The organism is Pedobacter ginsengisoli (assembly GCF_030244015.1).
GTDB classification, from domain to species: domain Bacteria; phylum Bacteroidota; class Bacteroidia; order Sphingobacteriales; family Sphingobacteriaceae; genus Pedobacter; species Pedobacter ginsengisoli.
The window spans coordinates 1,271,329-1,284,236 of record NZ_JASSYX010000001.1; the positions used below are offsets into that span (position 1 = coordinate 1,271,329).

Annotated in this window: 13 protein-coding genes; 7 read left to right on the forward strand and 6 right to left on the reverse strand. The window is 43.1% G+C overall.

Features of this window, described 5'->3' with window-relative positions:
* From miaA to QEP08_RS05470, 4 genes are all read left to right on the forward strand, one after another.
* Positions 1-939, forward strand: coding sequence for a tRNA (adenosine(37)-N6)-dimethylallyltransferase MiaA (gene miaA / locus QEP08_RS05455; protein ID WP_285056470.1), 939 nt, complete (start codon positions 1-3; stop codon positions 937-939).
* Between the two features lie 86 nt (positions 940-1,025).
* Entirely contained in the window at positions 1,026-1,547 is a 522-nt protein-coding gene (locus tag QEP08_RS05460; protein ID WP_285056471.1) for an outer membrane beta-barrel protein, read from the forward strand.
* Positions 1,548-1,732: 185 nt separating this feature from the next.
* Positions 1,733-2,290, forward strand: a complete 558-nt coding sequence (locus QEP08_RS05465; protein WP_285056472.1) for a DUF3347 domain-containing protein — start codon at positions 1,733-1,735, stop codon at positions 2,288-2,290.
* Positions 2,291-2,405: 115 nt separating this feature from the next.
* A complete protein-coding gene (locus QEP08_RS05470) occupies positions 2,406-3,692 on the forward strand; it encodes a citrate synthase (RefSeq protein ID WP_285056473.1) in 1,287 nt (428 codons plus the stop codon).
* Between the two features lie 178 nt (positions 3,693-3,870).
* Here QEP08_RS05470 and QEP08_RS05475 read toward each other — a convergent pair whose 3' ends face one another.
* Genes QEP08_RS05475 through QEP08_RS05490 form a run of 4 tightly spaced genes read right to left on the reverse strand, consistent with a single transcriptional unit; the run spans position 3,871 to position 7,613 of the window.
* A complete protein-coding gene (locus QEP08_RS05475) occupies positions 3,871-5,136 on the reverse strand; it encodes a nucleoside permease (RefSeq protein ID WP_285056474.1) in 1,266 nt (421 codons plus the stop codon).
* A 57-nt stretch (positions 5,137-5,193) separates the two neighbouring features.
* Positions 5,194-5,808, reverse strand: coding sequence for a bifunctional nuclease family protein (locus tag QEP08_RS05480; protein WP_285056475.1), 615 nt, complete (start codon positions 5,806-5,808; stop codon positions 5,194-5,196).
* Positions 5,809-5,856: 48 nt separating this feature from the next.
* Positions 5,857-6,828, reverse strand: a complete 972-nt coding sequence (locus QEP08_RS05485) for an electron transfer flavoprotein subunit alpha/FixB family protein (protein WP_285056476.1) — start codon at positions 6,826-6,828, stop codon at positions 5,857-5,859.
* A gap of 47 nt (positions 6,829-6,875) precedes the next feature.
* On the reverse strand, positions 6,876-7,613 hold the full coding sequence (locus QEP08_RS05490; protein ID WP_285056477.1) for an electron transfer flavoprotein subunit beta/FixA family protein: 738 nt from the start codon (positions 7,611-7,613) through the stop codon (positions 6,876-6,878).
* Between the two features lie 85 nt (positions 7,614-7,698).
* Here QEP08_RS05490 and QEP08_RS05495 point away from each other — a divergent pair, with 85 nt between their 5' ends.
* Both QEP08_RS05495 and chrA read left to right on the forward strand, forming a co-directional pair.
* The gene (locus QEP08_RS05495) at positions 7,699-8,034 is read left to right on the forward strand and encodes a heme biosynthesis protein HemY (protein WP_285056478.1); all 336 of its coding nucleotides are present in this window, start codon (positions 7,699-7,701) and stop codon (positions 8,032-8,034) included.
* Between the two features lie 11 nt (positions 8,035-8,045).
* Entirely contained in the window at positions 8,046-9,248 is a 1,203-nt protein-coding gene (gene chrA / locus QEP08_RS05500; RefSeq protein WP_285056479.1) for a chromate efflux transporter, read from the forward strand.
* 5 nt (positions 9,249-9,253) lie between these two features.
* Here the strand turns inward: chrA and dnaB are convergent, their stop codons facing one another.
* A complete protein-coding gene (dnaB, locus tag QEP08_RS05505) occupies positions 9,254-10,828 on the reverse strand; it encodes a replicative DNA helicase (RefSeq protein WP_285056480.1) in 1,575 nt (524 codons plus the stop codon).
* Positions 10,829-11,035: 207 nt separating this feature from the next.
* Between dnaB and rlmB the strand changes: the two genes are divergently transcribed.
* Positions 11,036-11,800 (forward strand): 23S rRNA (guanosine(2251)-2'-O)-methyltransferase RlmB, encoded by a 765-nt coding sequence (gene rlmB / locus QEP08_RS05510; protein WP_285056481.1) that lies wholly within the window; start codon positions 11,036-11,038, stop codon positions 11,798-11,800.
* Between the two features lie 13 nt (positions 11,801-11,813).
* Here rlmB and QEP08_RS05515 read toward each other — a convergent pair whose 3' ends face one another.
* Positions 11,814-12,905 (reverse strand): mannose-1-phosphate guanylyltransferase, encoded by a 1,092-nt coding sequence (locus QEP08_RS05515; RefSeq protein WP_285056482.1) that lies wholly within the window; start codon positions 12,903-12,905, stop codon positions 11,814-11,816.
* Positions 12,906-12,908: the final 3 nt, after the last annotated feature.

The following is a 12,908-nucleotide window of genomic DNA, read 5'->3' on the forward strand; positions in this document are numbered from 1 at the left end:
ATGATTCAAAATCCATTACTGGTTCTGTTGGGCGCGACTGCATCCGGCAAAACAAAGCTTGCCGTGCGGCTTGCTGATGCTTTGAATGGCGAGATCATCAGTGCAGACAGCAGGCAGGTATTCAGAGGGATGGATATTGGCACAGGAAAGGACCTGGGCGAGTATGAGATTAACGGAAAACGCATTCCCTGTCATTTGATTGATATTAAGGAGGCCGGCGAGCGGTATCATGTCCATGCGTTTAAAGAAGATTTTTACAGGGCTTTTGAGCAGATTGGTAATAATGGTGCCTTGCCGGTTCTTTGCGGGGGTACGGGTATGTATATACACAGCATTTTGCAAAATCATGAATATACCGCCATTCCGGTTGATGATGCATTGAGAAATTCTTTGCTGACCTGGGATATCGGATCTTTAAAACAAAAACTTGGAAAGTATCCTGATGAATTTATTGCGCATGCCGATTTTTCCTCACATAAGCGGCTGATCAGGGCAATTGAGATTGCAGAATATCTGAGCCAGCACAAACTGGATGTCGTGTACCGGCCGGTTATAGCGCCATTTGTAGCAGGGCTAACTGCTGATGTGGAACACAGAAGGAACAGGGTGATCAGGAGATTGAACGACCGGCTGAATGAAGGTCTGATCGATGAGGTTAGGGGCCTGATTGATGCCGGTGTGCCGGCTGAAATGCTTTCTTTTTATGGACTGGAATATAAATTTGTTACCGCTTATATTTTTGGTGAGCTCAGTTATGACGATCTTAAGGAACGGCTTGCTGTAGCAATTTGTCAGTTTGCTAAAAGACAAATGACCTTTTTTAGAAAGATGGAGAAGGACGGGGTAAAGATCAATTGGTTCAATATCGAAGATGGTGCAAGTGCTCTGTTTGAAAGGGTTTTAGCCTCTTTTTCTGAATGGCTTATTGAAAACAAATAACGTATTTTTCCGGGTGTGGCATGTGATTTGTAATTGGTTGTCCGGATATAACTATTATCCAAAGATTAATTTAACAAAACATGAAGATGAAAAATTCCAAAAAATTAATAGTTTCTGCAGTAGCTGCAGTTGCGTTGTTCTTTGCTACTAATGTTAATGCGCAATCGGGAGATTCGAAAGCACTGAGATTGGGTATTGGGGTAAACGCTGGTATTCCTACAGATGATCCTTATGGATTTGTAATTGGAGGTGATCTCCGCTTGCAAAAAGATTTCAGCTCTAATATCTCGGGTTTGCTTTCCGCTGGTTACAATAGCTGGATGGTTAAAGACAAATTTAAAGACATTAGCGGAAAAAGTAGCGTGGGAATGATCCCTGTTAAAGCAGGCGCGAAGATCTTTTTCGCAGAAAGTGCTTATTTCTCAGGTGAACTGGGTGCCGGATTCTCAACCGAAGATGGTGGAAAAACAGCTTTCTTATGGGCTCCGGGAGTAGGCTACGGTTTTGACAATGGCCTTGATTTGGGCCTGCGTTACGAAGGCGCTGAATATAAAGGTGGTTCATTGGGTCAGGTTGCACTTCGTGTAGCTTACGGATTCAAATTATAATCCTGAAATTGAACATTTTATTTAAAGCCTCCTGATAAAATCAGGAGGCTTTTTTATTTATTAAAATTAAAATGTTATTTTAACCAAAAAACCAGGCTAGGCTTGTAATTGTGTAATTTCCATCATGAAATTCCATTTACACGATCAAAAGCAGGGACAGAATACTTATTATCAAATATAAGCTTATGAAAAATTATATTTTAGGACTGGTTTTGTTAACCTTGTTTTCATGTACCAATAATAATACAGGTAATACAGGCGCAGCTGCGGACAGTTCCACTGCAGACAGCACGGCTGTAAAGACAGCCGGTGTATCATCCGGAACGGAGTTGTCTAAACCTGTTGAGCAAGCTATATATGATGGCTATATTGCTTTAAAAAATGCATTGGTTGCTGCAAATTTTGAGGATGCGAAGAAGCTTGCTGCTGACTTGTCCAAAAGTCTGAAAGCACGTGAAGGATGCGAAAATACAGCGCTGATTGCAGACAAGATTTCCTCGGCTAAAGATATTGCTGCGCAAAGAAAAGAATTTACAGCCTTAAGTTCAGATGTGATCGCCTTGTTCAGGCATGCGGATCTGAAAAAAGGAGTGATATATGTTCAGCATTGCCCGATGGCAAACGACGGTAACGGGGGAGATTGGCTGGCTGATGAACAGAAAATACAAAATCCGTATTATGGTGATGAAATGATGGAGTGCGGAGCAGTTGTGGAAGAAATAAAGACTGCTAAAGCGTTGTAATCTTACCTGGTGCTGACCCTTATTTAATAATTATTTAACAGCTTTGTTATAATAGAAGGGGATTCAGATCGAAAATGATTAGTTAGTTTTGTTATTATAAAATTTTAGAATATATATGTCAGATATCGCAGAAATTAAGATTGATGGGAAGGTTTACGAATTCCCCGTTGTAACTGGTACGGAAGGAGAAAAGGCTATTGATATTTCCAAACTAAGAGATTTAACAGGTCACGTTACTTTAGATTTTGGATATAAAAATACCGGCTCTACCAAAAGTGCGATTACATTTTTAGACGGGGAGAAAGGTGTTTTAAAATACCGCGGATATGAGATAGAAGAACTGGCCGAAAAATCAACGTTTCTGGAAGTGGCATATTTACTGATCTATGGCAATCTGCCTGATCAGGCACAGTTAGATGGATTCCAGTCTCAGATCAGCAAGCATACGCTGATCCACGAGGACATGAAGAAGTTTTTAGATGGTTATCCGTCGAAATCACACCCGATGGCCCAGCTGGCTTCTCTGGTGTGTTCTTTGTCTACGTTCTATCCGGAGTCGTTAAATGCCAATGGGTCTGCCGAGACAATGGATCTGACCATGATCAAATTACTGGCGAAATTTCCGACGATTGTGTCTTTCATTTATAAAAAATCATTGGGTCATCCGCTGATCTATCCTAAGAATAAATATGACTATGTAAGCAATTTCTTAAATATGATATTTGGTCAGCGCACAGAGGAGATTGACATTGATCCTGTTGTGGTAAGTGCCATGAATACCTTGCTGATCCTGCACGCAGATCACGAGCAAAACTGTTCTGCGTCTACAGTGAGAATAGTAGGATCTTCAGATTGCAACCTTTACGCATCTGTTTCTGCAGGTATTGCGGCTTTATGGGGACCGCTGCATGGTGGTGCAAACCAGGCTGTAATAGAGATGCTGGAGCTAATTAAAGAAGATGGGGGGGATACTGAGAAATGGATCAATAAGGCAAAGGATAAAAATGATCCTTTCCGTATGATGGGCTTTGGTCACAGGGTGTATAAAAACTTTGATCCAAGGGCTAAGATCATTAAAAAGGCTTGTGATGATATCCTGGAAAAACTGGGTATTGATGATCCTGTTTTGGAGATTGCCAAGAAACTGGAGGAAGCTGCATTAAGCGATCCTTATTTTGTGCAGCGCAAACTTTATCCTAATGTGGATTTCTATTCTGGTATTATTTACAGGGCACTGGGTTTCCCGACAGATATGTTTACTGTGCTGTTTGCTTTAGGCCGCCTGCCGGGATGGATTGCCCAGTGGAAAGAAATGCATGAAAACAAGGAGCCGATCGGCCGTCCGCGTCAAATCTATGTTGGACATACCCATAGGGAATTTACAAGTATTGAAAAGCGATAGGAGGAAAAATCACCATTCTCTTCGAAGACTGGAACTTGCGCGCTGAAGAAGCGCACAATTCCTATGTCTTTCTCTGAAAAGGTAATTTTTCTGGGAATGTAAAAAAGCAGGACGCAAAAACACTCTTCCTTTTAAATAGTCTGCATTTTGTTTTTTTCGTCGAGGCTGTACGTATACACTAATGACTCATTGCTTCGATAGCGGAAAGCTCTGCTTTGTTGTGCCTGTACTTGAATATAAACGGAAATATGATAGCGAGCACTAAGGTATAGCTTGCGAAAGTGATCCAGATATTTTGCCAGTCTTTGCTTTGATCTGGTAGGGTAAAGAACTTTTCGATGATCAGCCCGCTGGTAAAGCTACCGAATAATGCACCAAAGCCGTTTACCATCATCATAAAGAGCCCCTGGGCACTTCCCCTGATTTTGGCATCTATCTGTGTTTCGACAAAGAGTGATCCTGAGATGTTGAAAAAATCAAAGGCCATTCCATAGATGATGCAGGATAATATGATCATCCACAAGCCTCCTGCGGGGTCACCAAATGCGAAAAATCCAAATCTGAGCACCCAGGCCAGCATGCTGAACAGCATGACATATTTGATCCCGAATTTTCTCAGGAAAAACGGTATGGCCAATATGAATAATGTCTCCGAGATCTGGGAGATCGACATAATGATCGCCGGATATTTTACTGCCAGCAGGTCTTTGTAAGCCGGAACATTCTTGAAGTCATGTAGAAATGTGTCTCCATAGGCATTGGTCAGCTGAAGTGCGGCGCCGAGAAACATAGAGAAAAGGAAAAAGACGGCGAACTTTCTTTGTTTAAACAAGGTAAAGGCCCTCAGCCCCAGTGCGTCAACAAATGATTTGGTTTCTACTTTATTTGCCAGAGGGGGACACTTTGGAAGGGTGAACGAATAAAGGCCAAGGCATAGGGAAACAGCGGAGGCGATATAGAACTGGTTGGAAGATGCTTCATTCCCTGAGAGACTAACCGCCCATAGCGCTGCGATAAATCCTATGGTACCCCAGATCCTTATTGGAGGGTAATCCCTGACTACGTCTTTGCCGGCACTTTTAAGTGCAGAATAGGCCACTGTTATGGACAAGGAAAGTGTGGGCATGTAAAATATCATGTTCAGCAGGATGACCCAAAAGAAAGTGCCGGGGTTGTCTACCATTGGCAGACTAAAAAGCACCAGCGCTCCTAAAATGTGCATCGTGCCATATAATTTCTCTGCGTTGATGAACCTGTCGGCAATAATGCCGGTAACGGCGGGCATAAAGATTGCAGATATACCCATTGTTGAAAAGATCGCACCAAATTCAGCTCCTGACCAGCCTTTATTTTGAAACCAGTAAACTCCAATGGTAATGAGCCATGAACCCCAGATAAAAAACTGCATAAAGTTCATCAGCGTTAAGCGAAACTTAACATTCATAATAATAGTTTGGTTGAGTTTGAAATATAACTGGAATATAGTACTATTTGGATAGTATTAAGCTGAATTTCGCTTATTTATTTCATCTCTGATCCTTGCTGCTTTTTCGTAGGCTTCTTCTGTAATGGCTTCCTGAAGTTTCTGGTTGAGTTCTTCTATGCTGAGGGATTTGTAACTCGTACCAGGGATGGATGTGGAAATGTCTTCAGAGCCTTGCTCTTTTGGAATGTTGTCCATGTTTTCGAGAAAAAGGAAATCATTTCCTTCAATGACGATCCCTGCAGAGGACAGGATAAATTCATAGGTGTAAATGGCTGCATTGAACCGGACAGCCAGTGCGATAGCGTCGGAGGTACGGGCATCTATCTCCTGTACGGTCTGACCGTCAGTGCAGATCAGCTTTGCAAAAAAAACACCTTCAACCAGGTTATAGATCAGGATCTCCTGGATCTCTATATTGTATGTTTGAGCAAATGTTTTGAATAGGTCGTGAGTAAGGGGCCTGCTTGGGGTCATCTTTTCAATTTCAATGGCGATTGCCTGGGCTTCAAATGCGCCAATAATAATGGGCAGTCTCCTTCTGCCATTTACTTCTCCGAGTACCAGTGCATAGGCACCTGACTGCGTTTGGCTGTAAGACAAACCAACAATATCGAGTTTTACTTTTTTCATATATAGTAATACCCTTTGACAACAAATCTACTGCCAAAGGGTATATGATTAACCTTTATGTGCTTTTAATGCTTCTATTAATTTTGGAACAATTTCGAATGCATCGCCTACAATCCCGTAATCGGCAACTTTAAAGAAAGGCGCCTCCGGATCTTTATTGATGACTACGATTACTTTGGAGGAACTTACACCGGCTAAATGTTGTATAGCACCCGAGATTCCAATGGCAATGTACAGGTTTGGGCTAATGGCAATTCCGGTTTGTCCGACGTGCTCAGAATGGGGTCTCCAGTCTGCGTCAGATACTGGTTTGGAGCATGCCGTGGCTGCGCCAAGTAAATTTGCGAGTTCTTCGATCATTCCCCAGTTTTCAGGGCCTTTGAGTCCGCGGCCGCCGGATACTACGATCTCGGCATCAGGCAATGAGACTTTATTTGTTGCTCTGACGATTTCTTTTACGATCGCAGCTAAATCTGTTGATTTAACTTCAGGAGAAAAAGTTTCTATGACAGCCTCAGCACCGGATTCTTTTACACCGAAGGCATTGGGGTTTAAAGCGATTACTTTAATGGCCGAGCTGATTTCTACAGTGGCAAATGCTTTACCTGAAAATGCAGATTTTTTGACGGTGAATTTACCTCCGTCAATCTTAGGTAATTCTGTTGCACCATCCACCAGGCCTGCTTTCAGTTTAACGGCGATGCGTGGAGCAAGGCCTTTGCCTGAAAAAGAATTTGAAAGTACGATGATATCGGCGTTTTCTTTTTTCGCAGCTTCTGTGATCACGGAAGCGTAAGCCTGGTTTACAAAATGCTGCAGTTGTTCGTTTGATACATTGAGCACCTTAGATGCCCCATATTGGCCGAGAGTTTTCAGTTCGCTCTCGTCTACGTTGCCAATTGATATGGCTGTTAAATTTGTGCTTTGCTGATCTGCGATGGATTTAGCATAAGATACTGCTTCAAATACAGATTTCTTAAATTTACCATCTACCTGTTCTACATATACTAAAACTGACATACGACTTTTTTTAAGTTTTTTAATTAAATAATGAAATAGAACCCGGGTTAGATCACTTTGGCTTCCTGATGTAAAAGGTCTATTAATTTGGCGGTTTCTTCAGCCGGAACCAATTTAACTGCTCCCCGTGGGGCAGGTGTCTCAAATTCCTGCACTTTGGTCACTGCCTCAATGTCTTTAGCTTCAGCGGTGATGAGTGGTTTTGTACGGGCTGACATGATCCCTCTCATGTTCGGGATTTTAGGTTCAGCTGTGCCTTCTGAACAACTCGCAACAAACTTTCCGCTGATCGTGATCACTTCCTTTCCGCCCTCTATTTCGCGTTCTATGGTTGCGGTGGAACCGTCATAGTCCAGTTTTTTTATAATAGATACAGATGGAATGTCCAGAAACTCGCCGATCATTGCCGCAACCTGTGAACCGTTGTAATCAATAGATTCACGGCCGCACAGGATCATGTCAAACTCTGTTGTTTTGGCATATTCTGCGATCTGATAGGCTGTAAAATAGGCATCTCTTGGCGCTGCGTTTATCCTGACTGCATCATCTGCCCCAATAGCGAGTGCTTTTCTTATCGTCGGGTCTGTCTGGCTTTCTCCGACGTTGATGACAGTAACAGTTCCTTTACCGCCCTCGCAAAGTTCAATAGCTCTTGAAAGGGCGATTTCATCATAAGGATTTACAATAAATTGTACTCCTGCTGTATTGAATTGTGTATTATTGCTGGTAAAAGTTATTTTTGTCGTTGTGTCGGGCACATTACTGATACAAACTAATATTTTCATAGTATAAATTTGTTTTAAAGGTAATATAGCGTTTACAGCTAGAATTGTCTTTTTGCAAATCTAATTAAAAAAGCAGGGATAAAAAATGCAAAGTACCCGTTTAGCGAAGTTATTGGAATTTTTAGAGAGTGATCCAAACGATCCGTTTGTCTTGTATGCGCTGGCCACAGAATACAACTCGTCCAATGAGACTGATAAGGCTTTTGAATACTACAACAAACTGGTTTCCCTGCATCCTGACTACGTTGGAACGTATTATCATTTGGGTAAGCTGCTGGAAAAGCACAATGATACGGCGCAGGCTATTGTGATTTATCAGAAGGGCATGGAAGCTGCCAGAAACAAACGTGATATGCATGCTTTCTCAGAGTTGCAGGGTGCATACAATTCTGCGGCAGGTCTGGATTATGAAGATGATTAATCTGTAGGAGATTGGGCAGGAAGAAGCAGCTGTTATTCATCAGGGATGTGATCCTGTTTACGTTCTCCGCATTTGGCGGGGCACAAGCGCATCTTGCGCTTTTGCTTAAATTTTTTGTGAAAAACACAAAATACATTACTGAGGAGGAATTACTGGAATTGAACGCGCTTGCGCAGATATTGCCTGGTCCGGCGTCTACTCAGACCCTGGTTGGCATAGCTTATAAAGTAGGAGGCTTGAGATTGTCCATCATTACCTTCCTGTTGTGGATCCTTCCGTCAGCCGCCGCTATGACCTTTGCCGCCATCAGCTATGCCAAATTTGACCATAAGGAGAAATTTGTTGAGGTTTTGGAATACATCCAGCCTATTGCCCTTGGTATCGTGGCTTTTGGTGCCTATAATTTATCAAAACGGGTGCTGGTATCGCAGCTTTCTATATTTCTTGCCATTTCGGCGGTGATCTGCACGCTCGTCCTAAGAAACGCATATGTATTTCCGATCGCCATTTTAATAGGGGGGATGATCTCCTCGGCGCTTGAGGCACCAAAGGAAGAGAGTGACATCAGGGTAAAGCTTTTTTCCAATATTAACCGCAGGAAATTAATCTATTTTTTTGGCGTCTTATTGATTCTGGCCCTATTGGGTGCTATCATTAACAGAACCTCGCCTTTTAGCTTGCCCATCAGGTTATTTGAGAATTTTTACCGCAACGGTATCTTTATTTTCGGTGGCGGACAGGTTTTGGTTCCGTTAATGTTCACAGAATTTGTTCAGATGAAGCAGTACCTGCATGCTTCTGGTTTTCTTTCCGGTTTCGCGCTTCAGCAAGCCTTGCCCGGACCCACTTTTTCTTTTACCAGTTATATTGGTGCGTTAAGCATGAAGAATTTTGGATATGGGATAACCGGACAAATATGGGGTGGGACTGTAGCTGTACTGGGCATAAACCTTCCAGGATTGATCCTTGTATTGCTCATTGTACCATTTTGGGAAGATTTGAAAAAGATCACACGTATCAAGTATTCTCTTGCCGGGATCAGTGCTGTGAGTGTAGGGTTTATTATCGCAGCGTTTATATTGCTGGTCAAGCCAATAGGCCTGGACTTTATGGCGATCATCATCCTGATCTGCACTTTTCTGATCCTCAATTTTACAAAGATCAGTCCGCCGGTCATCGTGCTCGCCGGAATTCTGCTGGGCTATTTTCTCTGATCTTGTTAAAACGGAGCATCTTCGTCGTGCATGTCGTCCATGCGTGACGGTTTAATGATTACGTTTCCTGAAGGCCTGTCGAAGTTCTGGGAAGGCTGCATACCTGCTCCCGGACTGTCCATAGAGAACGAGGTCGGTGCCGAGAAACTTTCTTCCAGATCGGCAAATTTAACATATTTACCGATGAACCGGAGCGGTACAATGCCGGTCTCTCCGTTCCTGTGCTTTGCAATGATGACTTCTCCAACACCAGCTTGTGAGCGGCCTTGTTCGTCTTCTGTTATACCGTAGTATTCTGGCCTGTAAAGGAAGAGCACCATGTCTGCGTCCTGTTCAATAGAGCCTGATTCCCTTAAATCTGAAAGCATTGGTCTTTTGCCATTTGCTCCTGGTCTGCTTTCTACAGCACGGCTTAACTGTGACAGTGCCAGTACAGGTACATTCAATTCTTTGGCAACTGATTTGAGCGCTCTTGAAATACTACCAATTTCCTGCTCTCTGTTCCCGCCGCCACTTTGCCCTTCGCCTTTGCCGTGCATCAGCTGAAGATAGTCGATGATGATGAGCTGCAGGTCATATTGTGATTTTAGTCTTCTGCATTTCGCCCTGAACTCAAAGATGTTCAAAGCCGGGGTGTCGTCAATTAAAAGGGGCGCTTCAGTTAAAGTGCCAATCTTGCTGTGCAATTGCTGCCATTCCCATTCGGCAAGATTTCCTTTTCTGATCTTTTCCTGTTCGATTTCTGTTTCTCCGGAGATCAGACGATTGACCAGCTGTACCGAGGACATCTCCAGAGAGAATACTACTACGGGCCGTTTGAAATCTACAGCAGCATTTCTTGCGCAGGTCAGTACGAACGCTGTTTTTCCCATCGCGGGGCGGGCCGCAATGATCACCAGATCCGAAGGCTGCCATCCGCCTGTGATGCGGTCAAGATCCGTAAATCCGGAAGGAACACCGGTCAGTCCGTCACTCTTGGTTCTGAGCTCTTCAAGGGTCGCAAGTGACTGCTTGATGATCTCGTCCATTTTTTGGGTGTCCCGGCGAAGGTTGTTCTGAGCAATGTCAAATAAGTTTTTCTCGGCGTGATCGAGGAGGTCAAAGATATCTGTAGTGTCCTCGTATGCATTCTGAATGATTTCGGACGAGATCCTGATCAGTTCCCTTTGGATATATTTTTGGGAAATGATACGCGCATGGTATTCGATATTGGCAGCTGAAGCCACCCTGTTGGTCAGGTTGGTGATATAGTATGCACCTCCCACCATTTCCAGTAAGCCCAGTGTTCTCAATTCTGAGGTCACGGTAAGGATATCTACCGGTTTGGATTTTTGAAAAAGACCCTGGATCGCTTCAAAGATCTTTTTATGTGCTTCGTGATAGAAGACCTCGGGTTTCAAAATGTCAATTACGGTGGACAGGGCATCTTTTTCAAGCATCAGCGCACCAAGCACAGCTTCTTCCAGATCTATCGCCTGCGGAGGGATCTTTCCCATTGTACTCATGGAATTTGTGATCCTGTTCTTCCTGGCAGTATAGCTGGTTTTGTCTTGCCCCTGGTTTCCGTTATCGATACTCATAGGTACAAAAATAGACAAAAATAGAGTCTGTAATATATTTCTTTATGAACATTCTAACAAGGAGGAATACTTGAACCCAGATATTGGTATCATGAATTTCACAAATTTCCTAACAGATTGATGTGGATAAGCCCGGTCTCAGGCCTGGTAAATATTGCTTTCTGATAATCTGAATATTTCGGCTATTTTTGCGTCAAATTAAGAGAGATGGAAAATTTCAGAAGGCCGGCCAGGCCGAGAGAAAATAATGAATTTGTATTTGGCATTCGTGCTGTAATAGAGGCGATCAGGGCCGGAAGAGATGTTGAAAGCATTTATATCCAACGCGGACTGACCGGTGCAGTTATATTAGAGCTGAAGACCATATTGAAAGATTCTGACATTCCTGTCCATAATGTTCCGGTAGAAAAGTTAAACAGGATGACGCAAAAGAATCACCAGGGAGTAATCGCGGTGATCTCGGCCATCACTTTTCAGAAAATTGAAGACATCATACCTGTTATATATGAAAAAGGAGAGACTCCTTTGGTACTGATCCTTGACGGTGTTACGGATGTAAGGAACATGGGTGCTATTGCCAGAACGGCTTCATGCGCCGGTGTCCATGCGATCGTCGTACCTGCTAAAAATTCTGCCCAGATCAATGCTGACGCCATTAAAACCTCTGCCGGTGCGCTCTTTACTATTCCGGTGTGCAGACATCAAAATTTACATAAAACCGCTTTATTCCTTCAGGAATGCGGATTGCAGATTGTTGCCTGTACTGAAAAGACCAGTGAACTGATCTACGGTCCTGATTATACACTTCCAACTGCAATTGTAATGGGTGCTGAGGATGAAGGCATTTCAAATGAGATCATGCGCATGGCCAATCACCTGGCCAAAATTCCAATGGCAGGCGAAATCAGCTCCTTAAATGTCTCTGTTTCTGCAGGAATTATCTTGTATGAAGCCATCAGGCAACGTCAGTAAGCAGAAGACGGAACTAAATATATTTAGTTCCGAACTTTGATTTGACATCTGCCACAATCTGTTTAATGCTTTGTTCCTCTGACCGCGGACAGATCAGTAAAGTATTGTTTGATTCCACGACGATATAATTGTGCAGGTCCTGAAGGATCACCAGTTTATTCTTTGGAACGTTAACCATACAGTTGGATGAATTGAACATCATTACTTTCTCTGACGGGATCACTGCGTTTCCAACGTAATCATGCTCTGCGATATCGTATATAGATGCCCAGGTGCCCAGATCAGACCATCCAAAATCAGCAGGCAGCACATATACGTTATCTGCTTTTTCCATGATGCCAAAATCTATAGAGATATTGGTGCACTGCTGATAGGCATTTCCTATAAATTCAACTTCCTGGTCTGTGTTGAACATTGAGTTTCCCTGCTGGAATATTTCATGCATATCCGGAAGGTGTTTCAGAAATGCCTTGTTTATCGATTTCGCGGACCAGATAAAGATGCCTGCATTCCACAGAAAATCACCGCTTTGCAAAAAAGACTTTGCCAGTTCAAGGTTGGGTTTTTCGGTAAATGTTTTTACTTTATGAAACTGTTCATCTGTTTTCAGGGAGCTGTCAACGTACTGGATGTAACCGTATCCCGTATCCGGGCGGCTTGGTTTTATACCCAATGTGATCAGCACGTCATTTTGAGATGCAGCCTGCAATGATTGTTCAATTGCTTCGACAAATGCGTCCTGGTTGCTTATGGTATGGTCAGAAGGTGCAACAACAATTGTGGCTTCAGGGTTGAGCTGGGCGATCTTCATGGAGCCGTAAGAGATGCATGGTGCAGTATTTCTCATAATAGGCTCTGCCAGAATCTGGTTGTTGCTGATGTCCGGGATCTGTTCCTTAATGATCTGGGTATAGATCTCATTGGTGACTATAAAAATGTTCTCAGGCGGACAAATGCGTAAGAAGCGGTCATACGTGCTTTGTATCAGTGTCTTGCCAACTCCAAAAAAATCAATAAATTGCTTAGGATATTCTGTTCTGCTCACCGGCCAGAAACGGCTGCCGACTCCGCCAGCCATGATTAAGGCGTAATTATTTTTATTCATATT

What these genes read in the sequence shown, in the direction of transcription:
- QEP08_RS05485 (WP_285056476.1), bottom strand. Translation starts at nt 6,828, where the DNA reads ATGTCAGTTTTAGTATATGTAGAACAGGTAGATGGTAAATTTAAGAAA.
- dnaB (WP_285056480.1), bottom strand. Translation starts at nt 10,828, where the DNA reads ATGAGTATCGATAACGGAAACCAGGGGCAAGACAAAACCAGCTATACT.
- rlmB (WP_285056481.1), top strand. Translation starts at nt 11,036, where the DNA reads ATGGAAAATTTCAGAAGGCCGGCCAGGCCGAGAGAAAATAATGAATTT.
- QEP08_RS05470 (WP_285056473.1), top strand. Translation starts at nt 2,406, where the DNA reads ATGTCAGATATCGCAGAAATTAAGATTGATGGGAAGGTTTACGAATTC.
- QEP08_RS05495 (WP_285056478.1), top strand. Translation starts at nt 7,699, where the DNA reads ATGCAAAGTACCCGTTTAGCGAAGTTATTGGAATTTTTAGAGAGTGAT.
- QEP08_RS05515 (WP_285056482.1), bottom strand. Translation starts at nt 12,905, where the DNA reads ATGAATAAAAATAATTACGCCTTAATCATGGCTGGCGGAGTCGGCAGC.
- QEP08_RS05460 (WP_285056471.1), top strand. Translation starts at nt 1,026, where the DNA reads ATGAAAAATTCCAAAAAATTAATAGTTTCTGCAGTAGCTGCAGTTGCG.
- QEP08_RS05480 (WP_285056475.1), bottom strand. Translation starts at nt 5,808, where the DNA reads ATGAAAAAAGTAAAACTCGATATTGTTGGTTTGTCTTACAGCCAAACG.
- QEP08_RS05490 (WP_285056477.1), bottom strand. Translation starts at nt 7,613, where the DNA reads ATGAAAATATTAGTTTGTATCAGTAATGTGCCCGACACAACGACAAAA.
- QEP08_RS05475 (WP_285056474.1), bottom strand. Translation starts at nt 5,136, where the DNA reads ATGAATGTTAAGTTTCGCTTAACGCTGATGAACTTTATGCAGTTTTTT.
- miaA (WP_285056470.1), top strand. Translation starts at nt 1, where the DNA reads ATGATTCAAAATCCATTACTGGTTCTGTTGGGCGCGACTGCATCCGGC.
- QEP08_RS05465 (WP_285056472.1), top strand. Translation starts at nt 1,733, where the DNA reads ATGAAAAATTATATTTTAGGACTGGTTTTGTTAACCTTGTTTTCATGT.